A 25,644-nucleotide genomic window follows, 5' to 3' on the forward strand; every position below is an offset into this window, starting at 1 on the left:
CAAACCTGGTGCTCCCGCTACCTTGAAGGAACCCTTGGAAAGTGGTCATTGTGGCAGACTGGTATCACAAACATGAAGGAGAAAGGAGTTTTCATGGAAGAACAGGTGTCAAAGAAAGGATTGAACGAAGACTGGTTGGCACTGATTTTGGGGATGGTTTTTTTCGTTTTGTCCCTGGGCGTCTTTGCTGGGGTTGACATCCTGGGATGGGGCGTCAAGACGAGCATTTGGACAAGCCCATCAAAAGCGCTTTCCGTCGTTTCGGCCAAATACGCCCCCATTAAGGGACAAGTGGTCAAGGTGGAAGAACAGACCCTGACGGTGCGCACGGCCGACGGCAAAGAAAAAACGGTCAAGGTTCCAAATGCCGCCCAGTTCAAGGTAGGGGACCATTATGAAAAGAGCGGTGTTTCTGGCTTTACCGCGCTGATTTTGACTTTTGTGGCCATGTTTTTGATTACGGGCATCGGAGCCGCACTGCTTCGGTTAAACCTTCCGAAATTTCTTTTGGGGTTCGCCATCCTGTTTTGGCTGGCCTACGCATGCTGGTTCGCGGGACACTACGCCCACATCGCCGCCACCAAGAACCAATTTGGCCACTACGGCATTTCCTGGTCCCTCAGCATGACGGGTGAATTTGGATTCATCATCGCCTTGGTCGTCGGCTTGCTTATTGGCAACTTTCTTCCAGGAGTCGCGGAATACCTTCAAGAGGCGGCACGGCCTGAACTTTATATTAAGACGGCCATCGTCATCATGGGCGCGGGCCTTGGGCTGAAGGCGGCGGAATCCCTGAGTCTTGCAAGCAACATTATGTTTCGAGGCTTCTGCGCTATCGTGGAAGCCTACCTCATTTACTGGGCTTTGACCTATTTCATCGCCCGCCGTTATTTCAAATTCAGCCGGGAATGGTCTGCACCGCTGGCTTCGGGAATTTCCATCTGCGGTGTATCGGCAGCCATCGCCACCGGCGGAGCCATCAATGCGCGTCCGGTGGTTCCCATCATGGTCTCTTCGCTCATCGTGATTTTCGTCGCCGTGGAAATGGTCATCCTGCCCTTCATTGCCCAAGCCTTTCTCTATCATGATCCTCTGGTGGCCGGCGCGTGGATGGGCCTTGCGGTCAAATCCGACGGTGGGGCCGTGGCCAGCGGCGCCATCACCGACGCGCTCATTCGAGCCAAAGCGCTCAATGCCCTAGGCACAAAATTTGCCGAGGGCTGGATCACCATGACCACCACCACGGTAAAAATGTTCATTGACATCTTTATCGGCATTTGGGCCTTTATCTTGGCAGTGCTGTGGTGCAGCAAGATTGAATGCAAACCCGGTCAAAAGGTTCGTGCCATAGAAATCTGGCATCGCTTTCCCAAGTTCGTTTTGGGATATGCGGGAACGTTCTTTCTGCTTCTGCTCCTGTGCTGGCCGGCCTCTCGAACGGTGGGTGTCGTGAAGGCCAAGGTCGACAACCTGAACAAGGACGCAACCGCCATCACAACCCAACTGGCGTCCACGGAAGACGAAGCTGAAAAAACCGCTTTGCAACAGCGGCTCAGCCAAATCAAAGCCCAAATCGCCGACCTAAAAGCCACGGCGGCCGGCTCCGAAAAAACCCTCAAGACCGCTAAGGCCTCTGCCGCGGAGGGAAACGTCTTTCGCGTACTCTTTTTCGTGCTCACCTTTTTCAGCATCGGCTTGGTGTCCAATTTCAAGAAGCTTAAGCAGGAAGGCATCGGCAAGCTGGCGGCCGTATATGTGATCTGCCTTTTCGGGTTTGTCATCTGGATCGGCCTGGCCATCTCGTGGCTGTTCTTCCACGGCGTGCTGCCCCCTGTGCTGCCGGCTTAATGAAAAGACTCAAGGACGCGGAATTGCGAAAGAGGAGGTATTTTCATGAGCGCTCAAAATGAACCGACCATTTCTGAAGAAATGCAAAAGATGGAATATGAGCCGCTGCTGCCCGTGGAGAAAAAGCTCATTGCCTGGAGTCTTCTACTCGGAGTGGTCCTCCTCGGAGTGCTGTACAAAGCCAGCCACTTCTTTTTCCCGGGTGGCCACTAAGCGTCGGCCCTGAAAGCATCGCCCTTACACAGCGCACCCGGACCAGAAATGGTCCGGGTGCGGTCGTCTTGCACTTCACCCCTCTTGACGGCGGCATTGGAATTTTTGTATAAGCCGGCCGCTCTTTGAGACACGAACCCACAAGTGCGGATATCCCCCAATGCATCTTTTCCTGGAGCAGCTCCTCAACGGCATGGCCGTCGGATCCATTTATGCGCTGGTGAGTTTGGGTCTTGCTCTTGTTTACGGCATCCTGCGCATTCTTCACGTGGCCCATGCCGCCGTCTATACGGTGGGCGCTTATCTGGGACTGTTCTTCTTTCAGATGACCCAAAGCCTGTTAGTGGCCTTCCTGGGGGCCATGGCCTGCTGTGCCCTGGCGGGCGTGACCATAGAACGCCTTGTGTACTTTCCTTTGCTCAAATATCCCCCGTACGTGCCACTCATTGCAAGCATCGCCATTCTGCTCGCTTTGGAAGAAGTCTGCCGCCTCGTGGCAGGACCCTACATCCTCACCTTTCCGGCCTCCCTTCCCTTTCCGGCCGTGCATGTTCTTGGCGTGCACGTCCCGTCATCCGTATCGACCATCTTTGCCACAACCGGACTGATTCTGCTCGTCCTATGGTTTCTGACCACGCGCACGGAAACGGGCCTGGCCATGCGGGCCGTCTCCCAGGATCTGGCCATCGCCGAGGCTATGGGCATCGACGCGCACGCCGTGGTGAGTTTTACTTTCGCCTTGGGATCCGCCATCGCCGCCGTGGCGGGCATTCTCGTGGGCATCTATTACAACCAGGTTTACGCCACCATGGGATCCGTTCCGGCTTACAAGGCATTGGCCCTCATCGTGGTGGGCGGGTTGGGGTCCGTGCCCGGAGCCGTCGCGGCCTCCCTTTTGCTCGGCATCGCAGAAACACTACTTATTGGCTACGCTCACGTCCCTTTGCCACGAGACGCCTTGGCTTTCATCGCCATGATCGCTGTGCTCATGTGGCGTGCGGAAGGCTTGTTCGGTTCGCGCTGAGGAACCCATGAACGCCTACGTCATCACGGTCGCCACACTCGTGACCATCCAATCCATCGCGGCCTGCGGCCTCAACGTCATCGTAGGTTACGCCGGGCAAATCTCGTTAGGGCATGCGGCCTTTTTCGGTATCGGCGCTTACAGCTCGGCGCTGCTCACCACCAAAGCCGGCCTTTCGTTTTGGACGGCCATGCCTTTGGCGGTCGTCATCACGGCCTTGATCGGCGCCATGCTGGGCCTGCCAAGTTTGCGCGTGCGCGATGACTTTCTGGCCATTACGACCATCGGTGTGAATTTCATCGTCGAAGCCGTTTTTCAGTACATTCCTTTCTTTGGCGGAGCCCTGGGCATCGGTGGGATTCCTCGGGTGCATCTTTTTAAGGTGCCTTTGAAGGGCATGGCGTATCTTCTGTTCTGTCTCGCGTTTCTTGCCGTGGTGTTGGTTGTGTGCCGGTGGTTTACGCGAAGCTGGGCCGGCTTAGCCTGTTTTGCTCTTCGAGAAGAGGAAACGGCGGCCTCCAGCATGGGCATTTCTCCGGTGCGTTTCAAGTTGCTGGCGTTCGTGGTCGGCACGGCCATGGCCGGGTTGGGCGGAGTGCTCTATGCCCATTTCATGCGTTTTATCAGCGCGGGAGACTTCAGTTTTCCCGTCTCGGTCATGCTCCTTTCCACCATTGTCCTGGGCGGCATGGGCACTCTGTGGGGTCCGGTACTGGGAGCGGCCATCTTGGTAAGCCTTCCCGAAAGCTTTCGGCCTCTCATGGAGCTACGGTTTCTCCTCTACACTGTGGTCTTGCTGGTCATGATTCGTTTTCAGCCGGGCGGATTGCTGGGTGAAGCGAGCCTGGCTCAGCGGATTCTTGCCAGGTTCCACCCGATGAAGGCCGATCACCCATGAAAGCTCCGCTTCTTCGTGTTCATAACCTGACCAAGCTCTTCGGCGGCCTGCGTGCCGTGGACGGAGTGAGTTTTGATGTTCATGGCGGGGAAATTCTCGGGTTGCTCGGCCCCAACGGCGCGGGCAAAACCGTCTGCTTCAATTTGATTTCCGGAGTCTACGCGCCTACGGCCGGCGAAATCCATTTCTCGGGCCGTCGCACCGACGGCTTGCCCCCTCACCGCATGGCCGCTTTGGGCCTTGGACGGACTTTTCAAATCGTCAAACCCTTTGCGCAGCTTCGTGTCCTGGACAACGTTCTTGTGGCCTGCGGCGTTCATCACTATGGTGGACTGCTGCGATCTTTCACATCATGGACGGGACAAAAAACCCGCCAAAGGGCGATGGAACTGCTGGAAAAGGTCGGCTTAGCCGACGAAGCCCATCGCAAAGCGGGTCTTCTTCCGCTGGGGCATTTGCGGCGCCTGGAAATTGCTCGAGCCCTGGCGGTGGGGCACCGCCTCGTGCTGCTAGATGAGTCCTTTTCAGGACTGCGAGAAGAAGAAATCACCCCGCTTATGGCGCTGGTGGCGTCCATTCGTCAAGAGGGTATCTCGGTGCTGCTCATCGAACACAACATGCGTGTGGCCATGAAGCTTTCGAACCGCATCGTGGTCTTGGATCACGGCTGCAAAATCGCCGAAGGCACGCCTGCAGAAATCGCTCGAAATCCTCGAGTCATTGAAGCGTACTTGGGCCGAGGGGGACGCGCCGGTGCTGCTTGAGGTTCAGGGTCTGCACATCGCTTATGGGGATGTCGTTGCGGTGCGGGGTGTGCACTTCAGCGTGGCTCCAGGAGAACTGGTTTCCATCATCGGCGCCAACGGCGCCGGAAAGACCTCCATCCTCAATGGCCTCATGGGTTTGGTGCCACTGCGTCGCGGCATCGTGCGTTACCAGGGAGAGGACGTTTCCTCACTCCCACCCCACAAGCGGGCGCGACGCGGCCTTCGCTTGGTTCCGGAGAGGGCCAGGGTGTTTCCACGCCTTTCGGTCCGCGAAAACCTCATGATCGGGGCCTACGGTCTTCGAAGAAAAATTCCCATGCCCCTACGTCTGGAATGGCTTTACGAATTGTTTCCCGTGCTCAAGGAACGTCAGGATCAGCCGGCCCAGACCTTGTCCGGCGGGGAACAGCAGCAGTTGTCCATTGCACGCGCCCTGATCTCCGACCCGCAGTTGCTGCTGGTGGATGAAGTGTCCATGGGGCTCATGCCCAAGCTGGTGGAGCAAGTCTTTGACCTGCTGCAAAGGCTTAACCGCGACCACGGCCTCACCATTTTGCTTGTGGAACAAAACGCCAGGGCGTCTTTAGAGATTTCCCATCGAGCCTACGTGCTGGAAACGGGAACCGTGGTCATGGAAGGGGACGCCTCCCGGCTGATGCATGATCCTCACGTTCAAAAAGCCTACTTGGGTCTTGCAGAAGGTGAGTTGGAAGGGCGACAATAGTCGAGGTCGTGGGCTTCTGGCCCGCGAGCCTTGAGGACCCGGGGGCAGGTAATTTCAGACAAACGAGGTGCAACCGTTAAAGAGGAGGTGGCTATGATGCAGAGAATCGCTATTTGGTCCGTGGTCCTGTCCTTGATGTTTCTGCCCCTAAAGACCGCTCTGGGGGCAGAAAGTGTCAAAATCGGCCTTCTCGCCCCTCTTACGGGTCCAGCGGCCGCCGACGGCGCCAGCGTGAACAATGCGGTGCAGTTGGCGGTGGAAAAAGTCAACAAGGGCGGCGGCCTTTTGGGCAAGCACGTGGAACTCGTGGTTTACGATGACCGGGCCGACGGCAAGGAAGCCGTCGGTTTGGCTCAGAAACTCATTCAGCAGGACCGCGTGGTGGGTGTGGTCGGCGGTTCCTACAGCACGCCGAGCCGCGCGGTCGCGCCCATCTTTCAGGAAGAGGGCATTCCGTTCATTGCGGCCTATGCCGTTCATCCGGACATCACCACGGCCGGGGATTATTGCTTTCGAAACGGTTTTTTGGGCATGGTGGAAGGCCGAGGAGCGGCCTATGTGGCCGTCAACAAACTGAAAGCCAAAAAGATTGCTCTGCTTGTGAGCGACAACGACTTTGGCCGCACTCTGGCCGCCGGTTTCAAGGAATATCTTGCCAAGAACGCTCCATCCGTGGAACTGGTCTACGAACAAGCCTATCCCTTTAAAGAGCAGGATTTTAAGCCATACCTGGCCAGCATCAAGGAAAAGAGCCCTGATCTTATCTTCGCCAGCGGCTACTATTTTCAGACGGGGCCCATCGTGAGTCAGGCTCGGGAACTGGGCATAACAGCCACCATTTTCGGGGAAGAAGGTGCGGACTCGCCCAAATTTTTGGAGATTGCCGGCAAGGCCGCCGAGGGCTTTCTCATCGTCACGAACCTGAACCGGGACGACCCGCGCCCGGAAGTGCAGGAATTCCTCAAAGTTTATAGAGAACGGTACCGCATCGAACCGGACATGGTGGGTGCCTCGGCCTATGACGCCTTCATGATCTTGTGCGATGCCATTCGCCGAGCTGGAAGCACGGACGGCCCCGCCGTCAAGAAAGCCCTGGGCGCCACCAATAACTTCAACGGGCTGACCGGGACGATTCAGGGCTTTACGACGAACGGCGAAGTGGTCAAGGACGTTCAGGTTCAAATTGTCAAAGACGGCGCCTTTCGCTACTTTGATGTGGTCAAAGACCCTGCCGTCATCACGCCGTAAGCCGTAAAGGGCTTTCCGTCAGGGAAGGGCTTCCTCGCGCTGCGTGGTGAAGGGGCCTCGTGTTTGCCCCTGATAATCGAAGGCATCGCGTCCTTGCCGTACGAAATCAAAGGGACCGAGCCCCCGCGGTTCCCAACGCCGTGGACGGAAAAGGATGTCGACCTCCTGAAACCACGGGGTGGCCCTGCCCTTGAGAAGATCGGCACGCTTGAGAGGGCACCCAGGACAGCGGCCCCTCATCTCAAGGCTTCCAAGCCCACGGCGTGTGGCTGGCAAGAGTTGCCGACATGATCGGCCCTTTCAAGAGGCCAGAGCTCCAACGGAGGACACAACCATGAGCCTCACCCCAAGAGAAAGACTCCTCAAGGAACTTCAAATCGGCTGCGGCAAACCCCGCCCGGTTCGAGCTCCTCGAGGCAACACTTTGCATTGCAACGGCTGGCACCAAGAGGCGGCCCTGCGCATGCTGTGCAACAATCTGGATCCGGAAACGGGCGAAAAACCTGATGAACTCATCGTCTATGGAGGCACCGGCAAGGCGGCCCGAAACTGGGCCTGCTTTGACGCCCTCGTCCTGTCCCTACTGAACCTGGAAAACGATGAAACCCTTCTGGTGCAATCAGGAAAGCCCGTCGGTATCGTCAAGACTTACCCCACAGCCCCGCGCGTGCTCATCGCCAATGCCAACCTGGTGCCCGCCTGGGCCACTTGGGACTACTTTCATGAATTGGAAGCCAAGGGGCTCATCATGTTCGGCCAAATGACCGCGGGATCCTGGATCTACATCGGCACGCAGGGCATCTTGCAAGGCACCTACGAAACCTTTGCCGCATTGGCGGAAAAGCATTTTGGAGGCTCCTTGGCCGGGAAGATCACCGTCACCGGAGGTTTAGGCGGCATGGGGGGAGCACAGCCCCTCGCAATCACCATGAACGATGGAGTGGCCATCTGCGTGGAAGTTGATCGTCAGCGGATTCAACGCCGCCTGGACACTCGTTACCTGGACGTCATGGTGGACGATCTGAACCAAGCCATCGCCATGGCTCGACAAGCGGCGGCGGCCAAAAAGCCCATTTCCATTGGCCTTTTGGGCAACTGCGCCGAGGTGCTGCCCGAAATGGTGTCCATGGGGTTCGTTCCCGATGTGGTCACGGACCAGACCAGCGCCCATGATGAACTGAACGGCTACGTTCCGGCAGGCATTCCCTACGACGAAGCCCTGTCGTTGCGGAAAAAGGACCCCAAACGCTACATCGATATGGCCATGGATTCCATGGCCGTCCACTGCCGCGCCATTTTGGACATGATGCAGCGAGGGGCCGTGGCCTTTGATTACGGCAACAATCTGCGAGGCCAGGCTTTGAAGCGAGGGGTCCACAACGCTTTTGATTTTCCTGGGTTTGTGCCCGCCTACATTCGGCCGCTTTTTTGTGAAGGCGAAGGGCCGTTTCGATGGGCGGCCTTGTCGGGAGATCCACAGGACATCGTTGTCACCGACCATGCCCTCATGGAAGCTTTTCCGGAAAAGACGCGCATGGTCCGCTGGCTGCAGATGGCCGAGGCCCGCGTGGCCCACATGGGCTTGCCGGCGCGCATCTGCTGGCTCGGTTACGGCGAACGGGACAAGGCGGGTAAAATTTTTAACGACCTGGTGCGCAAAGGAGCCGTCAAAGCTCCTCTCGTCATCGGCCGCGATCATCTGGACTGCGGCTCCGTAGCTTCTCCTAACCGGGAAACGGAAGCCATGCGAGACGGTTCCGATGCCATCGCCGACTGGCCTGTGCTGAACGCCCTGGTCAACACGGCGTCGGGAGCGAGCTGGGTGAGCTTTCATCACGGCGGTGGCGTGGGCATCGGCTACGCGCTGCATGCGGGACAAGTTACCGTGGCAGACGGCACGGACGAAGGAGAAGTGCGGGTGACCACGGTACTGCGCAATGACCCGGCCATGGGTATTATTCGCCACGCCGATGCCGGCTACAATCGCGCCATTGAGGTGGCGCAAGAACGCGGCGTCAAAATCCCCATGATGCCCTCACAAGAGAAAGGCCGCCCATGACCCCATGGATTGAATGTGTCCCCAACTTCAGTGAAGGTCGTCGCCCCGATGTCATCGAAGCCATCGTGGCCCCGTTTCGGTCCAAACGCGGCTGTGCCTTGTTGGATTACCGAGCGGATGCCAATCATAACCGTCTGGTGGTGAGTCTGGCCGGAAATCCCGAACCCATACAAGAGGCGCTTCTGGAAGCGGCTAAAGTGGCCGTGGCGCACATTGACATGAACCAACACCAGGGCGCGCACCCTCGCATCGGGGCCGTGGATGTCATTCCCTTTGTGCCCCTGCGCCACATGAGCATGGACGAGTGTGTGGCTTTGGCCCATGCGTTCGGCACGCGCTACCATGAGGAAACGGGGATTCCCGTGTACTTTTATGAAGAAGCCGCCCTACGCCCAGAACGGTCACGCTTGGAAGTGATTCGTCACGGCCAGTACGAAGGTTTGAAGGCCGCCATTTCCAATCCGGACCGACACCCGGATGTGGGCGAACCTCGACTGCATGCCACGGCCGGTGCCACCGTCATTGGAGCGCGAAAGTTCCTGGTGGCCTTCAACGTGAATCTGGGCACCTCCGATGTACGCATCGCCAAGGAAATCGCCAAGGCCGTCCGTGCCTCGAGCGGCGGCCTGTGCCACGTCAAAGGGATCGGACTGGCCCTGGAAGACCGAGGTTTGGTGCAGGTGAGCCTCAACGTGGTGGATTACGAAAAGAACGCCCTTTACCGCGTCACAGAACTCATTCGCATGGAAGCTAAGCGCTGGGGCGTGCCTGTGGTGGAAACCGAAGTCTACGGCATGGTCCCTGCCGCCGCCCTTTTGGAAAGTGCCGCGTATTACCTACAAATCTCCGGTTTTTCCCCTGACCAAGTCATCGAATTCAAGATGCTGGAAATGCTTGGAAACAACACCCCATGATCACCAAGCTTTTTCGAAATGCCGCTATTTTCACTCCCGTGGATTCCGGCAGCCCCAAGGCCGGCCCTCGGCAAGGGGCCGTTCACGTCCTGGATCGCGGCGCTTTGTTGTGCCGAAACGGGCTTGTGGAAGCCGTCGGCCCGGAAGAAGACGTTTTGCGAAGGCTTGCCTCCACGGGCCACGATAAGGACATAGACCAGGAGATCAACCTCCAAGGGCGATGCGTCATTCCGGGGTTTGTGGATCCGCATACGCATTTGTGTTTTGTCGTCGCTCGTGAAAAAGAATTTTCTCTGCGCCTTCAAGGCGTGGAGTACTTAGAGGTTCTGCGCCAAGGCGGCGGAATTCTTTCCACCGTGCGTTCGGTCCGGGAAACCGACGAATGGGCACTCTATGAAGCCACCTATCGAAGAGCAATGACGGCCTTGGGACTGGGCACCACCACGGTGGAAATCAAGAGCGGCTACGGGCTGGATACGGCCACGGAACTCAAAATGCTTAGGGTCATTGGACGTCTCGGCAGGGAAACGCCTTTGGATGTGGTGCCGACCTTCATGGGCGCACACGCCGTGCCGGAAGAATACCGCAATCGAGGTGACGCCTATGTTGACCACGTCATCCATGAAATGCTACCGGCCGTGGCCGCTCAAGGAATCGCCAGGTTCTGTGACGTGTTCTGTGAAAAGGGCGTCTTTTCCGTGGAGCAAAGCCGGCGAATTCTAAAGGCCGCCCAAGCCGAGGGGCTCGGAGCGAAAATCCATGCCGATGAAGTGCACGACTTGGGCGGCGCGGCCTTGGCTGCGGAAATCCGCGCCGTTTCGGCGGAACATCTACTGACGGCTCGAGAGGAAAACCTTCGGGCCATGGCCCGGGCAGGCACCATTGCCGTGGTGCTTCCGGCAACAGCGTACAGCCTGCGCAAACCTTTCGCCCCGGTGCGCACCATGATTGATCTCGGAGTGCCCGTGGCTTTGGCCACCGATGCCAATCCGGGATCGTCCTACACGGAATCCATGCCGTTCGTCTTTGGATTGGCCGTGCTTATGATGGGCCTTTCCGTGGAAGAAGCCCTGGTGGCGGCCACCTTGAATGCCGCCTACGCAGTGGGAACCGCGGCACGGGTCGGCAGCTTGGATGCGGGCAAGCAAGCCGATTTCGTCGTGCTTGACGGAGAAACTCCCGCCGTCATCGCCTACCACGCTGGGGTTAACCCCATTGTCCAGGTTTACAAAAAAGGCGAAAAATGCACCCCATAAAGAGGATCAAACGACATGCCCAAGGATCTCAATCGCTTGACCGTCACCGAATTTCTTGAAGAACTGGCCTCGGCCCAGCCTGCCCCCGGTGGCGGCACCGTGGCCGCTTTGGCCGGCGCTCTGGCTGCAGCCCTCACCACCATGGTGGCCCGCCTTACCCTGGGAAAGAAAAAGTTCCAGGACCGCCATGCGCTCATGGCAACTATCGAACAGCGCGCCGAAAAACGCCTCGCGACCTTTCAGGTGCTGCTTCAGCAGGACACTCAAGCCTACCAAGCCGTGGTGGAAAGTTTCCGACGACCCAAGAACACAGACGAAGAAAAAGCGCAGCGCGCTGCCGCCGTGGAAAAGGCCTTGCAAGAGGCGGCTCGAATTCCTTTGGAAACTCTCGCCCGCTTGGATGAACTCATGGACGATGCGGCCCATGTCCTGCGCTCGGGCAACCCCAATGCGGCCAGTGACGCCGGAGCCGCCGTGCAGCTCATTCGAGCCGCAGCCTTCGTTGCGGCCTACAATGTGTGGATCAATCTGAAGTCACTGCGAGACGAAACTTTTCGTAAGGATGCTGAAAAAAAGGTTCGCGCCGCTCTGGAACGCATCGAAACGAGGGCCGCTCGCGGCCACGACGACCTCAGAAGCGCCCTTGAGCCAAGCTCGTGAAACGGTTGGTCAAATTCTTGGCCACCGATGCCCGCACAGGATGAGAACCCTTCAGCCTGCCGGCCAAAGGATCAGTGAATCAGGCGTCTTTTCATGGCATGGACGGCCAGGACGATAAATACCGCCGAAAAAATCAAAAGGTACACGGCGCTTATTCCCCAAGACGATTCCGCCGCTCCAATCTGCGCTCTGCGGCACAGTTCAACCAGGTGATACAAAGGAAGGACTTGAGCGGCATGGGCGGCCCAGGACGGCAAAGATGAAACGGGGAAAAAGGTTCCCGAAAAGAGAAACATGGGCGTAATCAGGAGAAAGACCGGCAGGTTGAACATTTCGATGTGTGGCGTGATGCCGGTGATCCACAGCCCCAAAGCGCCAAAGGCCAGTCCGCCCACAAGGGCCGTCGGCACGAGCGTCACCACGGACCAGGGATCGACAAATCCCAGAATCGCCAAAACACTGCTCATGAGCCCGGCGGCCACCACGGACTTGGTGGCGCTCCAGACAATCTCTCCGATCATGATCTCTTCCAGACTGAGCGGCGTGGCCAGCATGCCGTCAAAGGTTTTCTGGTAATACATGCGCACAAAGGAGGCGTAGGTGGTTTCAAAGAAAGCGTTGTTCATGATGGCCGTGGCCACCAAACCTGGCGAAATAAAGGTCGCATAATCAAAGTGTTTACCTCCGTAGACGATTTCTCCGACAAAGCCGCTGAGTCCCAACCCAAAGGCGGCCACAAAAAAGAGGGGCTCCAGAAGCGGCGTCAAAAAGCTCACCTTCCACATGCGCCGATACGTCCAGAGATTGCGTCTCCAGACCTTAATAAATCGCCAGGATACCGCGCCCCCGCTCTTCATTCGCGAAGCTCCCGGCCTGTCAACCGCAAGAAGACATCCTCCAGGGTGCTTCGACGCCACGTGCATTTTCGAACACAAAACCGGCTGCGGACCAGATCGAGAAAAGCAGATCCTTCCGGGACATACAGCAGAAGGCGGTCTTGTAGGTCGTCGTGCTCGAGGCGCATTTGCCGAACATAGCGGCGCAGCGCTTCGTCCGGCTCTTCAATTTCCACCACCTCCGCTCCGGCATAGCGCTTCACGAGGGCGTTCGGGGCCCCTTCCACAAGAATCCTTCCATGATCTATGATCACCAAACGATCGCATAATCGAGCGGCTTCTTCCATGTAGTGCGTGGTGAGGACCACCGTGAGGCCATCGGCTCGAAGTGATTCCAGCTTTTGCCAGAGCAGATGCCGGCTTTGCGGGTCCAGGCCCGTGGTGGGTTCATCCAAAATGAGCAGTTCCGGGCGGTTCATTAAGGCCCGAGCCAGAATGAGGCGGCGCAACATGCCCCCGGAAAGATCCGCCACTTTGGAGGACCTCTTATGGGTTAAGGCAAAAAATTCCAGGAGTTCCGAAGCCCTTATGGTCGCTTCCTTCAAGGGAATGCCGAAATAGGTTGCGAAAATCCAAAGATTTTCTTCTACGGTGAGATCCGGATCCAGTGTGTTTTCTTGGTGGCACACCCCCAGGCGCTGCTTGATGGGACGCCAATGGGTGGCGATATCCATGCCGAGGATTCGAACCCGGCCGGAAGTGGGAGGAGAAAAACCGTAAAGAGCCCGTATGGTGGTGCTTTTGCCTGCACCGTTGGGCCCAAGAAGGCCGAAAAACTCGCCGCGCTCTACAGTAAAGGAAATGCCATCCACCGCGGTCAAATTCCGAAACCGCTTGACCAGACCTTCCACCGCCACCACGCATGCCATGCCGCTCATCGTCGCACCGCCACAAACAAGAGGCTATCATCGTCTTGAATTTTAGAATTCACTAGTGTCCTGCAACAAGCCGCATACTTCTACCACAAGGCGTTGCCCCTTGGGCAATCGACCCTCACGCCCAAAAAGTAAATAATTCGAGAAGCGGGACGCGTACCCAACTGCCCCGATGAACCGGGAAGAAGCGCCATCCCGTCACGTCATGTGGGCGCTAGCTTATCAGCGGACCTCAACCATTGTTTATTGTTTATTGGCGGGCGACCCGGGGATCGAACCCGGGACCTTTGGTTCCGGAGACCAACGCTCTCTCCACTGAGCTAGTCGCCCGCAGTGGGAAAATGTCGAAGGTGGGCTGTTGTCTACCACACGCCCTCAGGCCTGTCAACGGCGTGACGAGGTGGCGCCAGGATAGGCTGCAGCAGAGCCGGTCACTGAGCATGCCTCTGTCGTTGACATGCCGACCTGGATCACATCGTGCCACGGGATTTGTGATGCCGCGACTGAAGTCGAAAAAACCGAGAGGGATGATTTTCGCCACACGGGATCGTAAGGTCGCGCCAACGCACACGGGAAAACAGAAGGAAACGGGCAAAGCGTCCTGGAGCCAGAGGGCACAACGGCCATCATCTCGCCGTCGGCCTGATGTCTCACCGGCATGGCCTAAGAGCCCTTGTCAAAGGCGCGTCAGATCCCAAAGGGCTTGACCTTGACACCGGCTCCGGCCATGCTATTCCATGAAGGCAGACCGTGAAGGCCGGCTTCATGCTGAGCGCCCAAAGACAGCGTGAGACCAGCTGCTTTTCCACATGAAAAATTCCAGTCTCCGTTGAACCAAAACAAAAGTTCGTGGGAAAAAGGAGGGGGCACCGTGGAAATTAAGGAAGCCATTCGAGCAGTCTTTCAGGAGCTCATCGTTCCCGAGCTCGATCAAATCAAAAGCGACCAGGCGGATATAAAGGCCCAGATCGTTGGCGTCAACAAGCGGCTGGACGACGTGAATGCGCATTTGGTGGACCAAAGCCGACGCATTGATGAAACCAACAACCGCATTGACGCCGTGCGTACCGAACTCACCCAGCGCATAGATGCCGTCCGTGAGGACCTCACCCAACGCATTGAGCACGTGCGAGACGAACTCACAGAACGCATCGAGGCCGTGCGTGCCGAACTCACCCAGCGCATGGATGCCGTCCGTGAGGACCTCACCCAACGCATTGAAAGCGTGCGGCAGGAACTCAGTCTGCGCATCGACGGCGTGCATACGGATCTTATCCACCGTAACGACAGAACCCACTCGCGGTTGGATCGCATCTGGGAAGTTATTGTGCGGCGAGAAGAATACGAGGAGTTTAAAAAGCGCTTGAAATCCTTGGAACAGGAAGTGGAAGAACTCAAACGCAAGGTCGCCTGATGGCCGACGCCAAGATCGCCGAGCCCATCAAAGCAATGAGCCTTGACCATTCTTCAAGTCTTTTTGGCGTGCTGATTGCGGGCACCCTTGCACGTGAGCGCGTAGGTTCAAGGCCATCAAGCCCCCACCGTTTGTCCATGGACGAAGTCTCAGGAAACCGCTCTTTCCAAAGCCCTTGAGACGAAGTTCAACCCCACCAAGACCGTCCAGTGACCTTTAAACGACGCAAGGTGTTTTCAGGCCGCTTTTAAAACCCCCTGGCCCACCCTCTATGGCTCCTCGAATTCCTCGTAGCTTAGCCAGCTTTCCAGTTCGTTCAAGGCGCCGTGCACCGGGGCGGTGGCTTCCCCCAAGCAGCTCAGAACGGACGCAATGGCCCTTTCGGTCATGCCGCCCGTTTGAACAGCCACGGTATCCAGGATGCATCGCGCGTCGTTCACGTAACCCATGGCCGGTTGCAGCATTTCTTCGAAGTCCACAATTTTTTTCCGTGTAGACTCGGCACAGGTTGATTTGGTGCCGGGCTTCGGCCAGATCCTCCATGAGCTCCACCGCAGAAACGGCCCCTTGGCACAGGACATCGTGAGTTCTTTCCACGATCCGCAGCGCTTCGTACAAATGTTCCACGGCCTTGATCAATTCTTCGGCTGGAAGGGAAGCGGGCGGCATGGGTAGCGGGGTATAGAGAAAGCTTTCGTCCATAAAGGGTCCCTTTTGGATTGGGCGTCCCCAAAGCCTGCTCGAAAAGGCACGGCGAGGTCCAGAGCCCCCCTTTCAAGGAGACGCAACCTAGGGTCTCTTTTTCCGTCCTTTCGAGGCGTGTGAGAAGGCCTTCCGGGTAAAAAGCCCCGGCGGGCCCTTTCCCTGAGAATACAAAGGCCCCTCCTGGGCACTGGGCATTTTTCGATGCTTTTCTCACGGGGACAAAACTAAATTCAGGCCTAAGGGACTTCCCCAATAAATCCCCTTCGGCCGTATAAACGCCTGTGGAACACTTGACACGGCGTTTGGCTCAATGTCAAGAAAGGATTGTCATACCGTTCAGATCCCATCGTTGATCAGATCATCTTTCAAAGCTCATCTGCTCTTCTCCCTGCGCCCAAGAATCCTCTTGCGGTTCTTGTTTCAAGGGCCGCTTCCGCGGACGCGGAACTTCATCAACCCGCATCAAGGGAGAAAGTGATAATTCCGACCCATGAAGGAGAGGCATTTGCCAGGGTCAGATCTAGAAACTCATGCGAGGCAGGGAGCATTATTACATCGATGTCTGCGAAGTCATTGCAGGAGAAAGCCCTCATAGATACTGGGCCTTCCCCAATTTGATCTTCGTGAAGGTCCGCCGGCGTTGTTTCGGAAAAGGACTCACGGAAAGGGAGGCCCTTTGGGACTGGTTGCGTCGCGTGCGTGCCGTTTCGATGGAGCAGATTTTTCCCGACCTGCGGGACAACGACAGTCCCTTTGACCCGGGGAAGTCCTGCCGATGCACCTCTGCTGAAGCTTACGACGACCCCAGGGCCCGCCCGTGTCGCTCAGCACACCAAACGGTTCATCACCAGATCGTCCATCGCGGCCGGTTCGGTACCGGTGAACGTATCACTCAGGTCTGCGATGTCGTTGGTCGCCACCTTTCCCGGAAGGCGGCGCAGATCGTGCCCGACAGGGTTTTGGGCAGCGCCGGCGCCCACTCAATGACGTCCACGTGGCGATGGGCTCGATTTCCTTGGGCACCCATTGCACCAGCTGTTTGCCTAATACCTCGGTGGCTTTCATCCCTTTCACCAAAGTGACACACGCATAGATGCTCTGCCCTTTGAAGTCGTGCGGGCAGACCACCACGGCGGCTTCCGCCACGGCTTCGTAGGTGACGAAAACGCCTTTGATCTCGGCCGTACCCGGTCAACGCTCGAATACGCCTCGTCCACGCGCCCCGCAATCCAAGAGCCGCCGTCCTCATCGCGCCTGGGCTCATATCCCGTCAAACACATGCCCGCGTACTGGACGAGATACGTATTCACAAATGGCTCATGATCCCTGTAGACGGTGTGCACCGAGCCCGCCTAAAAATTCAGACCAGAAGAGATCCCGCGGGGTCGCCCCACGAATCCAGCAACGGACCGTGGTCTAAACTTTTGCTGCCAGGGCAGGATGGCCCTTCTTCTTTTTCTCAAGCGTTCGGCCCTTGCTGACGATTATGACAGTGATGCCGATGGAGCACGTGAGGCATGGGATGTGGGAACGATTTGCGCAGGTAAGGTCATCGCTCAATGGCTTACATTCTGGAACAGACATCGTCCGTGACGGCCCAAGCCAAAGGGCGTCGGTTTTTCTTCTTGACTTTTCAAGGTCGGTTGCAGGTGGACCGGCGACAGGAGATCACTTTTGAAGCGGTGTATGAACCGTTTGAAGGCTGGAAAATTCACCGAGCGTCCGATGAGGAAGCCTTTCACCGTGCCGTTCCCGACGGCTACTTTCAGGCCTTCTGCCTGGATGTGCTCAAGGAATCCCACATGGATTGCCTGGTGCGATGGCGTTTGGAAGCCAAGGACGGCAAATTGCTGATCAGCAAACTTCGAGGTCTCATTTCCGCCTGAGAGGCAAATTATCTCTGGAACGGCGCTCGGGTTTTATGGTAAGTGTGCGCGGGTCTTGAAAAAGGCTCGACTTTGTGGCGCACGAGGAAACTCATGAACTCCCACGAAACCGAACACGATCTTCGCCTGCAGAAAGCCTATTTTGAAGCCATCTTCGACTTCAGTCCGGACGCCGTAGCCATCCTGGATGCCCAGGACCGGGTCGTCATGATCAATCAGGCCTTTACCAGGCTGTTTCAGTACACCGCGCAAGAGGCGCGCGGCGCGTTCATCAACGATCTTGTGGCCCGGCGGCACATGCGTGCCGATGCGGAAAACCTTTCTGTCCGGGCGCTGCAAGGATTTTCCGTCGAAGTGGAAACGCGCCGGGAACGCAAAGACGGTACTCTCGTGGATGTGGCCATCACCGCCGCTCCCATATACATCGACGGAGTGATGGTGGCGATCTATGCCAGCTACAGGGACATCACGGCCCGCAAGCAGGCGGAACAGGCCCTGCGAGATATGGACAAAAAATACCGTCTCATTGTGGACCATTCCACCGACGCCGTTTTCGTCGTTCAGGACGAGCGGGTTATTTTTTGGAACCCCATGTTTCGGAATTTGTGCGGGTACACAGACGAAGAGATACCACGCCTTCACGTCGCCCAATTGCTGCATCCGAAGGACCGCGACTCGGTTCTCACCTTGCATCGAAAGCGCCTTGCCGGTGAAACGGTTCCAGGCACTTACACTTTTCGCGCCCTATCCAAGGACGGCCGCACGTTGTGGATTAACCTTAACGCCATCGCCGTGCAATGGGACGGCAAACCAGCAACCATCAATTCCGCGCGGGATTTCACCCGAGAAAAGGAACTGGAAGCTCAGCTCGCCCATGCACAAAAGATGGAAGCCGTGGGCACCTTGGCCGGCGGCATTGCCCACGACTTCAACAACCTGTTGCAGACGATTCAAGGTTATGCGGAACTGTTGGCCAATCGTGCCGACAGCCATGACATCGATCGGCAACGGTTGGATAAGATTTTTGACGCGGTCCAACGGGGCCGCGAACTCACCCGCAACCTGCTCACCTTCAGCCGCAAGATGGAACCCCATTTGCGGCGCCTGAACCTAAACCGAGAACTGGCCGAAATGCAGGACATTTTGTCCCACACTTTGCCCAAGATGATCACGGTTCGGCTGGAGACCGCTCCAGAGCTTCCCGCCGTGCACGCCGATCCGTCCCAGGTGGCCCAGGTGATCATGAATCTGGCTGTGAACGCAAAGGACGCCATGCCCGACGGCGGCACTTTGACCCTCAAAACACAGTGCCTCACCCTTCCCCAAGGGCACGCTTCCGGCCTGAAACCGGGTGACTACGTGTGCCTCAGCGTGGAAGACACAGGAACCGGCATGCCGGAGACTGTTCGCCAACGCATCTTTGAGCCGTTTTTCACCACCAAGCCGTCGGGATCAGGCACGGGTCTGGGGCTTTCCATGGTCTACGGCATCATGGCCAGCCATCAGGGGACGGTGCTTTGCCACAGTGTTCCGGGACAAGGCACGCGGTTTGACTGCCTGTTTCCCGCCCTGCCCGAAGCGGCTTCGGAGGTGGACAGTCCACCTAGGCAACAGGCCCCCACGGCACCGCCAGCTCACGCCACCGTGCTCCTTGTGGACGATGAGGAACATTTGCGCGTGTCCGGCCGGGAAATGTTGGAGTTTTTCGGGCACCGCGTGCTCACGGCCGCCGACGGCGAAGAGGCTCTGACCATCTTCGCTCAGGAAGGTTCAAACATCGATGTGGTCCTTTTGGACTTGATCATGCCCGGCATGGGCGGGCGAAAATGTCTGGAAAAACTTCTGGCCCTTCGTCCCAATGCCAAGATCATTGTGGCCAGCGGCTTTTCGGCCAATGACTCCATTCAGGACATTCTCATGGCCGGAGCCTTTGATTTTCTGGCCAAGCCTTACTCGGTGGAAACCCTGCTGGGAAAAATCGCCGAAGCCCTCAAGGCTCCATGACCACCGTGGTGGGCTTTTGAGGGCCGCGCATGACAAGGGTGAGAGGAATCAAGGCGGCGGTAAACCAGGTAAAAAGCCAAAAAGTGTCGTTAAAGGCCATCATGGTGGCCTGCCGAAGGGTTTCTCTGTAAATGCCCGCCAGCGCTAGTTTTCGATCATAAAAGGACGACCAATCCCCGCCCATGAGGGCCAGCATCTTGTCCATGGCTTGCCGGAAGGGCAGGTCATAGGGCGTGAGCCGATCCACGAGCGTGTTTTGGTGCCATTGGGAGCGCTGGGACAAGACCGTGGTGCTGAAAGCCACGCCAAAACTGCCGCCCAGGTTGCGCAGAAGATTGAAAATTCCCGTGGCATTTCCCATGTGTTCTCGAGGAATATTCACGTAAGTGGCGGCGGACAGGGGCACGAAGAAAAGACCCATACCCAGAGCCTGCACAATGCGAGGCCATGCTGCGGAGAAAAAGTCAGCCTGCAGATTCAGTCGGGACATAAGGCCTAAGGCCACGGCGGCCAAGGTAAGTCCCACAGCCAGAAGGCGATTGGGCGGAACGCCTCGCTTCATGATCATGCCCGCCACGGGCATGATCATGAGGCTTGCCAGCCCACCGGGGCCCAGCACCAAACCGGCCCACAGAGCTGTATAGCCCATGAGGTTTTGCAGGTACAGCGGCAACAAAACGATGCTTCCAAAGAGGCAGAAGTACCCGGTAAACATGGTGATGTTGCCGGCCGCAAAGGTGGGGTCCCGGAACACACGCAAGTTCACCACCGGATGGGGCACGCGCAGTTCCACCACGATGAAGGCCGCCAAGGCCACCACAGCGATGACGGAAAGCGTGACAATAAAGTGTGAGGCGAACCAGTCTTCACGCTCCCCTTTGTCCAGCACCACTTGCAGGCAGCCCAACCCCACCGTGAGCAGAGCCAGGCCCCAATGGTCGATGCGCACGGTGCGCGTTCGAATGTACGGCGGATCATGCACGAATAGCCCGGCCATAAAAACGGCCAAGAACCCCATGGGCACATTGATGTAAAAGACCCAACGCCACGACCAATTGTCCGTAATGAAGCCCCCCAGGACCGGCCCCAAAATGGGCGCAAAAACCACGCCCATGCCAAAGACCGCCATAGCCACGCCGTGTTCCCGCACAGGAAAGGTTTCCAACAAAATAGCTTGTGACAAAGGCTGAAGCCCTCCACCTCCAAGCCCCTGAAGCACTCGCGCCACCACGAGCACTTCCAGAGATGGAGCCGCACCGCACAGCACCGAACTCAACGTGAATACCACGATGGAAAACAACAGATAGTTGCGCCGCCCAAAGAGGCTGGCCAACCATCCCGTGATGGGAATGATGATGGCGTTGGAGACCAGATAGGAGGTGAGCACCCAGGTGACTTCATCCAAACCTGCGTTCAAGCTACCCTGAATGTGCGGCAAAGACACATTGACGACACTCGTGTCCATCACCTCAATGAAGGTGGGGATAATCACCGTCAGGGCGATGGCCCATTTACGCCTGTCCGGATGCATGGCCATCACCGGGACGCCCTGTGGGCACCACCGCGCAACCTCGGCCCACTACGGTCGGACGTGTCCACGGTGACCTTCAAAGAAAAGCCTAGGCGCAGTGGGTATTCTGGAGAAAAGGAGTCGGTGAGCCGAATCTTGACGGGCACGCGCTGGGTGATCTTGATCCAATTGCCCGTGGCGTTTTCGGGAGGAAACAGGGAAAAGGCGGCCCCTGTTCCCGCACGAATCCCTTCCACTGTACCGGAAAAACGTCGGCCCGGATAGCAATCGGCACGGATATGCACAGGCTGGCCGATGCGAATGTTTTCCACCTGGGTTTCCTTGAAATTGGCTTCCACGTAGGCATCCTGGAGCGGCACCACGGCCAGAAGCGGCTGGCCGGGAAGAACACGCTCGCCCACCTGAACCTTTTTCTGGGCCACATAACCGGCGATGGGGGCCACAATGCGGCAGTACGACAAGTTCAATCGCGCCGCGTCTCTTCGTGCTTCCAGTTCTTTGGCATGCGCCAAAAGCGCTTTGAGCCGTTCCTGCTCCACGCGCACGCGCAAACGGCCTGCCTGAGCTTCTTGCAGGCGAGCTTCGGCTGCGGCCGCTTCCTTGCGCGCCGCCTCCAGAGCCGCCTCGGCCGACCGAAGCCGTGCTTCTGAGGCTCCCACGGCCGCTTGTGCCTTGCTCAGGGCCGTTTTCATGCGATCCCGATCCCGCACGGATGAAGCTCCTTGTGCGGCCAGAGCATCAAAGCGTTCCCAATCCCGTTTGGCATGCCGATATTCGGCAAGCACGGCTTGGTGTTCCTGTGACGATTCCAAGACTTTTTCCTGTATGGCCTGCACCTGGGCCTGGGCGGCGTTCCAAGAAGACAGGGCGGCGTTCACCGCGGCCTGGGTTGAGGCCTCCATATAATCTACGGTGGCGCGCGCCGCATGGATGTCCGCCTGGACTCGGCCCAAAGCCGCTTCCACTTCCCGCAGCCGAGCCTGCTCATCCGCCGTATCCAGTTCAATGAGAACCTGCCCCTGGGCGACGGAATGGTCGTTATCCACATGCACGGCCGCCACGGTTCCGGGAATGCGCGACGAAACCGCCGCCACATCCGCCATGACATAGGCGTTGTCCGTGGTTTCTTTGTTTCGCAAAAAGATCCACCAATAGAGCGTCCCCACGATCAGAGCGGCAAGCACCGCACCCGCAAAGGCGCGCTTGACGATGAGTTTGTTGTTCTGCCGCGTTTTGACGGGCGCTGGTTCGGGTGTGGTCTGCGCCGTGTGTTCGCCCATATCCTTCGTCCCGCCTCCTTTCCTTGTGGGCCATGATTTCATAGGACACCAGGGCGCAACTGCCCACCTCATATGTCTATGGCGTGAGGGTACGGAAAACGTCAACGGAAAAAAACCTCGTCGAGAACACAAGATTTGGGGGGACAATGGGATTCTTTTTGAAGCATGGACATCCGGAGGGCGCGCAGAAGCTTTTCGCTTGACAGATCTTTGGGTTGCCCTTTATTTGTTGAAATTTACAAGGTTTTTTGAATGAGAGATCCCCGCACGAAGGGGCGTTTCATTGAGAGCTTTTTTTGCCGCAGGGCAATCCTGCACGAGGAAGGAGTCGTCATGACTTTTCAGGAACTCATTCACGCCTTGAATGCCTTTTGGGCCGAAAAAGGGTGCGTCATTCAGCAGCCCTATGACCTGGAAGTGGGTGCGGGGACCTTTAATCCCGCCACCTTCCTTCGCGTCTTGGGTCCGGAACCTTGGAAGGTGGCCTATGTGGAGCCGTCTCGAAGACCCACGGATGGCCGCTACGGAGAAAACCCCAATCGGTTGCAGCACTACTACCAGTATCAGGTGATTTTGAAACCTTCCCCGCCGAACAGCCAAGACATCTATTTGGAAAGTCTGAAAAGCTTTGGAATCAATCCTTTGGACCATGACATTCGTTTCGTGGAAGACGACTGGGAATCCCCCACGCTCGGCGCGTCCGGGTTAGGTTGGGAAGTGTGGCTGGACGGCATGGAAATCACCCAGTTCACCTATTTTCAGCAGGCGGGCGGTCTCAGCCTTTCACCCGTGTGTGTGGAACTCACCTACGGCCTGGAACGCATCGCTATGTATCTGCAAGGTGTGGACAACGTCTACGACCTGAAATGGACCGAGAGCGTCACTTACGGCGACGTGCACCACAAGGGTGAGGTGGAATGGTCTCATTACAACTTTGAAGATGCCGACGTCTCCATGCTTCTGGAACTGTTTAACATGTACGAAAAGGAATCCTTGCGCATGTCCGAGCGAGGCTTGGTGCTTCCCTGCTACGACTACTGCCTCAAGTGCTCCCATGTGTTCAACCTGCTGGATGCCCGCGGGGCCATCAGTGTCACGGAACGCACTAACTACATCGCGAGGGTACGCAATCTGGCGCGCCTGGCCGCCCACGGCTATGCTAAACAAAGAGAAGCCATGGGGTACCCGTTACTGAAAAAAAGCGCCTTTCGGGACTGATAAGCCTGCGGAGTGATAACCGTTCTGATTGCAAAAGACGAGGGACCGTATGGGACAAGAATTTTATTTGGAAATCGGCAGTGAAGAAATTCCGGCGGGCTATATCACTCCGGCCCTGGAATCCATGGCGCAGCAGATGGTTCGATTCTTGGACGACCATCGCATTGCGCACGGAAAACCCTTCACCACGGGCACGCCACGCCGCTTGTGTCTATGGATTCCCAACGTGGCCGAACGACAGGAACCCACGGTGGTGGAAATCATCGGACCGCCCAAGTCCGTGGCCTTTGACGCCCAAGGGCGGCCCACCAAGGCGGCCGAAGGGTTTGCCAAAAATCAAGGCATCGACGTTTCGCAGCTAACCATCAAGGCCACGCCCAAGGGCGAATACGTGACCTTAGTCAAAGAGGAAGCCGGAGGACCCACAAAAGACCTTTTGGAACGCATGCTTCCCGATTTTGTAGCCCATATTCCCTTTCCCAAATCCATGCGATGGGGAAACCTTTCCGTGACCTTTGCGCGGCCGGTGCACTGGATTGTATGCCTTCTGGGCCAGGACGTGGTGAACTTTACCTACGGGAATGTGCGCAGCGGCCGTCTATCCTTTGGGCATCGGTTCATGAGCCCTCAGTGGGTCGAGGTGCACAACTTTGCCGATCACCGCGAAAACCTTCGGCGACACAAGGTCATCGTGGACACGGAGGAACGCAAGCAGCTCATCTCGAAAGGCATTCGGGAAAAAGCGGCGTCCGTCGGTGGGCGCATTTTAGAAGACGAAGATCTTTTGGACGAAGTGGCGCACCTGGTGGAGTACCCCTATCCGATTCTCGGTTCCTTTGAAGACAAATACCTGGCCCTACCCCCCGAACTGCTCATCACGGTCATGAAGGAACACCAGCGCTACTTTGCCGTGGTGGATGAGGCGGGTAACCTGAAGGCCCATTTTGTGACCGTGGCCAATACGGTCCCCAGAAACCCCGATCTGGTTGCGGCGGGCAATGCTCGCGTGGTGCGCGCTCGGTTGGAAGATGCTCGATTTTACTACGAAGAAGACCAAAAGGTGCGGCTGGAAGACCGGGCCGAAGCCCTGAAGTCCGTGGTGTTCCATGCCAAGCTGGGCACCAGTTGGGAAAAGGTAGAACGGTTCACGCACCTGGCCAAATGGCTCTGTGAAAGGCTGTGCCCCCAGTCCATGAACCACGTGCTGCGTGCGGCTCTGCTGTGCAAGGCAGATCTGGTGAGCGGCATGGTGGGAGAGTTTCCTGAACTGCAGGGGGTCATGGGCCGAGCCTACGCGCGACTGCAGGGCGAACCGGAACCGGTGGCACAAGCCATCTATGAACATTATCTACCCATTCGCGCCGGCGGCCCTTTGCCGGAATGTATGGAAGGCACGGTACTCAGCATCGCCGACAAGATGGACACCATCGTGGGCTGTTTCGGCGTAGGCCTGCTGCCCACAGGCACCGCCGATCCCTTTGCGCTGCGCCGCCAAACTCTGGGGATTCTTCGCATCATTTTGGAAAAAAATCTGCGCTTTTCCTTAGAAGAACTCATCGATCAGGCAATCCCGCTGCTGCGCTCCAAAATGACCGAACCGGCCGATACGGTGAAAAAAGGCGTCATGGACTTTTTCCGCGGACGACTCCATCACCACCTGGTCACTCAAGAGGGGTACGCTTCGGATATCGTGGAAGCCGCCTTGGCTTCAGGCATCGCCTATCCAGCCGACGCGGTTCTGCGCGTCAAGGCTTTAGCCGACTTTACACGGCGGGACGACTTTGAAGCCCTGGCCATAGCCTTCAAACGCGTGGGAAATATCATCAAAGAAGGGAAACCGGAACCTTTGCGGCCGGAAGCCTTGGCGGTCCCTGCAGAAAAGGCACTCTACGAAGCCTACCGACGCGTGCACGACGACGTGGTGGACATGGCGAGCCGAGGCGACTACGCCGCGGCTCTGGAAGCCCTCACGGCTTTGAAAAACCCCATTGACACCTTCTTTGACGCCGTCTTGGTCATGGATCCCGATGCGGCGGTGCGCCGCAATCGGCTGGCTCTGCTCACGGCCGTCCATGAATTGTTCAACCGCATCGCCGATTTCAGAAAAATTCAAACGGGCTAAAAAAATGAGGGCGGACTTTTCTGTCCGCCCCAACGTGCTTTTTTCAACGAGCACCTGGTGGGTTTTTGACGCCCTTTGCAGCTGCCTACTAAAGGAACGCCT

The 25,644-nt window shown here is 57.4% G+C and carries 22 protein-coding genes and 1 tRNA gene; 16 read left to right on the forward strand and 7 right to left on the reverse strand.

What is annotated here, in order from left to right:
- Positions 1-93: 93 nt before the first annotated feature.
- The 11 genes from EDC27_RS14140 (at position 94) to EDC27_RS14190 (ending at position 11,611) form a co-directional block, all read left to right on the forward strand.
- Positions 94-1,848: a putative sulfate exporter family transporter gene (locus EDC27_RS14140; RefSeq protein ID WP_123291281.1), complete on the forward strand. Its 1,755-nt coding sequence runs from the start codon at positions 94-96 to the stop codon at positions 1,846-1,848.
- Between the two features lie 45 nt (positions 1,849-1,893).
- Positions 1,894-2,061, forward strand: coding sequence for a hypothetical protein (locus EDC27_RS16110; protein WP_170161841.1), 168 nt, complete (start codon positions 1,894-1,896; stop codon positions 2,059-2,061).
- A gap of 160 nt (positions 2,062-2,221) precedes the next feature.
- Positions 2,222-3,085, forward strand: a complete 864-nt coding sequence (locus tag EDC27_RS14145; RefSeq protein ID WP_123291282.1) for a branched-chain amino acid ABC transporter permease — start codon at positions 2,222-2,224, stop codon at positions 3,083-3,085.
- Between the two features lie 7 nt (positions 3,086-3,092).
- Positions 3,093-3,983, forward strand: a complete 891-nt coding sequence (locus EDC27_RS14150) for a branched-chain amino acid ABC transporter permease (RefSeq protein ID WP_123291283.1) — start codon at positions 3,093-3,095, stop codon at positions 3,981-3,983.
- The gene (locus EDC27_RS14155; protein ID WP_123291284.1) at positions 3,980-4,747 is read left to right on the forward strand and encodes an ABC transporter ATP-binding protein; all 768 of its coding nucleotides are present in this window, start codon (positions 3,980-3,982) and stop codon (positions 4,745-4,747) included. The genes EDC27_RS14150 and EDC27_RS14155 overlap by 4 nt, the downstream gene beginning before the upstream one ends.
- Positions 4,737-5,474 (forward strand): ABC transporter ATP-binding protein, encoded by a 738-nt coding sequence (locus EDC27_RS14160; RefSeq protein ID WP_123291285.1) that lies wholly within the window; start codon positions 4,737-4,739, stop codon positions 5,472-5,474. The genes EDC27_RS14155 and EDC27_RS14160 overlap by 11 nt, the downstream gene beginning before the upstream one ends.
- Positions 5,475-5,567: 93 nt before the next feature.
- Entirely contained in the window at positions 5,568-6,722 is a 1,155-nt protein-coding gene (locus tag EDC27_RS14165; protein ID WP_211334919.1) for an ABC transporter substrate-binding protein, read from the forward strand.
- A gap of 334 nt (positions 6,723-7,056) precedes the next feature.
- Positions 7,057-8,781 carry a urocanate hydratase gene (gene hutU / locus EDC27_RS14175; protein WP_123291287.1) on the forward strand — a complete coding sequence of 575 codons (1,725 nt, stop codon included), beginning with the start codon at positions 7,057-7,059 and terminating at the stop codon, positions 8,779-8,781.
- The gene (gene ftcD, locus EDC27_RS14180; protein WP_123291288.1) at positions 8,778-9,695 is read left to right on the forward strand and encodes a glutamate formimidoyltransferase; all 918 of its coding nucleotides are present in this window, start codon (positions 8,778-8,780) and stop codon (positions 9,693-9,695) included. Before hutU ends, ftcD begins: the two co-directional genes overlap by 4 nt.
- The gene (gene hutI, locus EDC27_RS14185; RefSeq protein WP_123291289.1) at positions 9,692-10,951 is read left to right on the forward strand and encodes an imidazolonepropionase; all 1,260 of its coding nucleotides are present in this window, start codon (positions 9,692-9,694) and stop codon (positions 10,949-10,951) included. Before ftcD ends, hutI begins: the two co-directional genes overlap by 4 nt.
- A gap of 15 nt (positions 10,952-10,966) precedes the next feature.
- The gene (locus tag EDC27_RS14190; protein ID WP_123291290.1) at positions 10,967-11,611 is read left to right on the forward strand and encodes a cyclodeaminase/cyclohydrolase family protein; all 645 of its coding nucleotides are present in this window, start codon (positions 10,967-10,969) and stop codon (positions 11,609-11,611) included.
- A 71-nt stretch (positions 11,612-11,682) separates the two neighbouring features.
- Here the strand turns inward: EDC27_RS14190 and EDC27_RS14195 are convergent, their stop codons facing one another.
- The 3 genes from EDC27_RS14195 to EDC27_RS14205 form a co-directional block, all read right to left on the reverse strand.
- A complete protein-coding gene (locus EDC27_RS14195; protein WP_123291291.1) occupies positions 11,683-12,468 on the reverse strand; it encodes an ABC transporter permease in 786 nt (261 codons plus the stop codon).
- Entirely contained in the window at positions 12,465-13,385 is a 921-nt protein-coding gene (locus tag EDC27_RS14200) for an ABC transporter ATP-binding protein (protein ID WP_123291292.1), read from the reverse strand. The genes EDC27_RS14195 and EDC27_RS14200 overlap by 4 nt, the downstream gene beginning before the upstream one ends.
- A 251-nt stretch (positions 13,386-13,636) precedes the next feature.
- Positions 13,637-13,712, reverse strand: a tRNA-Arg gene (locus EDC27_RS14205).
- 541 nt (positions 13,713-14,253) lie between these two features.
- Here EDC27_RS14205 and EDC27_RS14215 point away from each other — a divergent pair.
- Entirely contained in the window at positions 14,254-14,796 is a 543-nt protein-coding gene (locus EDC27_RS14215) for a hypothetical protein (protein ID WP_123291294.1), read from the forward strand.
- A gap of 269 nt (positions 14,797-15,065) precedes the next feature.
- Here the strand turns inward: EDC27_RS14215 and EDC27_RS14220 are convergent, their stop codons facing one another.
- Both EDC27_RS14220 and EDC27_RS17125 read right to left on the reverse strand, forming a co-directional pair.
- Positions 15,066-15,275 carry a hypothetical protein gene (locus EDC27_RS14220; RefSeq protein WP_148045780.1) on the reverse strand — a complete coding sequence of 70 codons (210 nt, stop codon included), beginning with the start codon at positions 15,273-15,275 and terminating at the stop codon, positions 15,066-15,068.
- A 1,114-nt stretch (positions 15,276-16,389) separates the two neighbouring features.
- A complete protein-coding gene (locus EDC27_RS17125) occupies positions 16,390-16,677 on the reverse strand; it encodes an AMP-binding enzyme (protein WP_123291296.1) in 288 nt (95 codons plus the stop codon).
- 383 nt (positions 16,678-17,060) lie between these two features.
- On the opposite strand from EDC27_RS17125, the gene EDC27_RS14230 reads away from it, so the two are divergent.
- Positions 17,061-17,387, forward strand: a complete 327-nt coding sequence (locus EDC27_RS14230) for a hypothetical protein (protein ID WP_123291297.1) — start codon at positions 17,061-17,063, stop codon at positions 17,385-17,387.
- A 93-nt stretch (positions 17,388-17,480) separates the two neighbouring features.
- Positions 17,481-19,391: a PAS domain-containing hybrid sensor histidine kinase/response regulator gene (locus EDC27_RS14235; protein WP_123291298.1), complete on the forward strand. Its 1,911-nt coding sequence runs from the start codon at positions 17,481-17,483 to the stop codon at positions 19,389-19,391.
- On the opposite strand, the gene EDC27_RS14240 is transcribed toward EDC27_RS14235, so the two are convergent.
- Both EDC27_RS14240 and EDC27_RS14245 read right to left on the reverse strand, forming a co-directional pair.
- Entirely contained in the window at positions 19,378-20,928 is a 1,551-nt protein-coding gene (locus EDC27_RS14240; protein WP_211334920.1) for a DHA2 family efflux MFS transporter permease subunit, read from the reverse strand. The two genes, EDC27_RS14235 and EDC27_RS14240, sit on opposite strands and share 14 nt — an antisense overlap.
- Positions 20,928-22,202, reverse strand: a complete 1,275-nt coding sequence (locus tag EDC27_RS14245) for an HlyD family secretion protein (RefSeq protein ID WP_170161843.1) — start codon at positions 22,200-22,202, stop codon at positions 20,928-20,930. The genes EDC27_RS14240 and EDC27_RS14245 overlap by 1 nt, the downstream gene beginning before the upstream one ends.
- 333 nt (positions 22,203-22,535) lie before the next feature.
- On the opposite strand from EDC27_RS14245, the gene glyQ reads away from it, so the two are divergent.
- Positions 22,536-23,420: a glycine--tRNA ligase subunit alpha gene (gene glyQ, locus EDC27_RS14250; RefSeq protein WP_123291300.1), complete on the forward strand. Its 885-nt coding sequence runs from the start codon at positions 22,536-22,538 to the stop codon at positions 23,418-23,420.
- Between the two features lie 49 nt (positions 23,421-23,469).
- Positions 23,470-25,542, forward strand: a complete 2,073-nt coding sequence (glyS, locus tag EDC27_RS14255) for a glycine--tRNA ligase subunit beta (RefSeq protein ID WP_123291301.1) — start codon at positions 23,470-23,472, stop codon at positions 25,540-25,542.
- Positions 25,543-25,644 lie beyond the last annotated feature (102 nt).

Origin of the sequence: Desulfosoma caldarium (assembly GCF_003751385.1) — a bacterium.
GTDB lineage: Bacteria > Desulfobacterota > Syntrophobacteria > Syntrophobacterales > DSM-9756 > Desulfosoma > Desulfosoma caldarium.

Coding starts and splice junctions, on each gene's coding strand:
- EDC27_RS14140 (WP_123291281.1), top strand. CDS start 94: ATGGAAGAACAGGTGTCAAAGAAAGGATTGAACGAAGACTGGTTGGCA.
- EDC27_RS16110 (WP_170161841.1), top strand. CDS start 1,894: ATGAGCGCTCAAAATGAACCGACCATTTCTGAAGAAATGCAAAAGATG.
- EDC27_RS14145 (WP_123291282.1), top strand. CDS start 2,222: ATGCATCTTTTCCTGGAGCAGCTCCTCAACGGCATGGCCGTCGGATCC.
- EDC27_RS14150 (WP_123291283.1), top strand. CDS start 3,093: ATGAACGCCTACGTCATCACGGTCGCCACACTCGTGACCATCCAATCC.
- EDC27_RS14155 (WP_123291284.1), top strand. CDS start 3,980: ATGAAAGCTCCGCTTCTTCGTGTTCATAACCTGACCAAGCTCTTCGGC.
- EDC27_RS14165 (WP_211334919.1), top strand. CDS start 5,568: ATGATGCAGAGAATCGCTATTTGGTCCGTGGTCCTGTCCTTGATGTTT.
- hutU (WP_123291287.1), top strand. CDS start 7,057: ATGAGCCTCACCCCAAGAGAAAGACTCCTCAAGGAACTTCAAATCGGC.
- ftcD (WP_123291288.1), top strand. CDS start 8,778: ATGACCCCATGGATTGAATGTGTCCCCAACTTCAGTGAAGGTCGTCGC.
- hutI (WP_123291289.1), top strand. CDS start 9,692: ATGATCACCAAGCTTTTTCGAAATGCCGCTATTTTCACTCCCGTGGAT.
- EDC27_RS14190 (WP_123291290.1), top strand. CDS start 10,967: ATGCCCAAGGATCTCAATCGCTTGACCGTCACCGAATTTCTTGAAGAA.
- EDC27_RS14195 (WP_123291291.1), bottom strand. CDS start 12,468: ATGAAGAGCGGGGGCGCGGTATCCTGGCGATTTATTAAGGTCTGGAGA.
- EDC27_RS14200 (WP_123291292.1), bottom strand. CDS start 13,385: ATGAGCGGCATGGCATGCGTGGTGGCGGTGGAAGGTCTGGTCAAGCGG.
- EDC27_RS14230 (WP_123291297.1), top strand. CDS start 17,061: ATGGCTTACATTCTGGAACAGACATCGTCCGTGACGGCCCAAGCCAAA.
- EDC27_RS14235 (WP_123291298.1), top strand. CDS start 17,481: ATGAACTCCCACGAAACCGAACACGATCTTCGCCTGCAGAAAGCCTAT.
- EDC27_RS14240 (WP_211334920.1), bottom strand. CDS start 20,928: ATGGCCATGCATCCGGACAGGCGTAAATGGGCCATCGCCCTGACGGTG.
- EDC27_RS14245 (WP_170161843.1), bottom strand. CDS start 22,202: ATGGGCGAACACACGGCGCAGACCACACCCGAACCAGCGCCCGTCAAA.
- glyQ (WP_123291300.1), top strand. CDS start 22,536: ATGACTTTTCAGGAACTCATTCACGCCTTGAATGCCTTTTGGGCCGAA.
- glyS (WP_123291301.1), top strand. CDS start 23,470: ATGGGACAAGAATTTTATTTGGAAATCGGCAGTGAAGAAATTCCGGCG.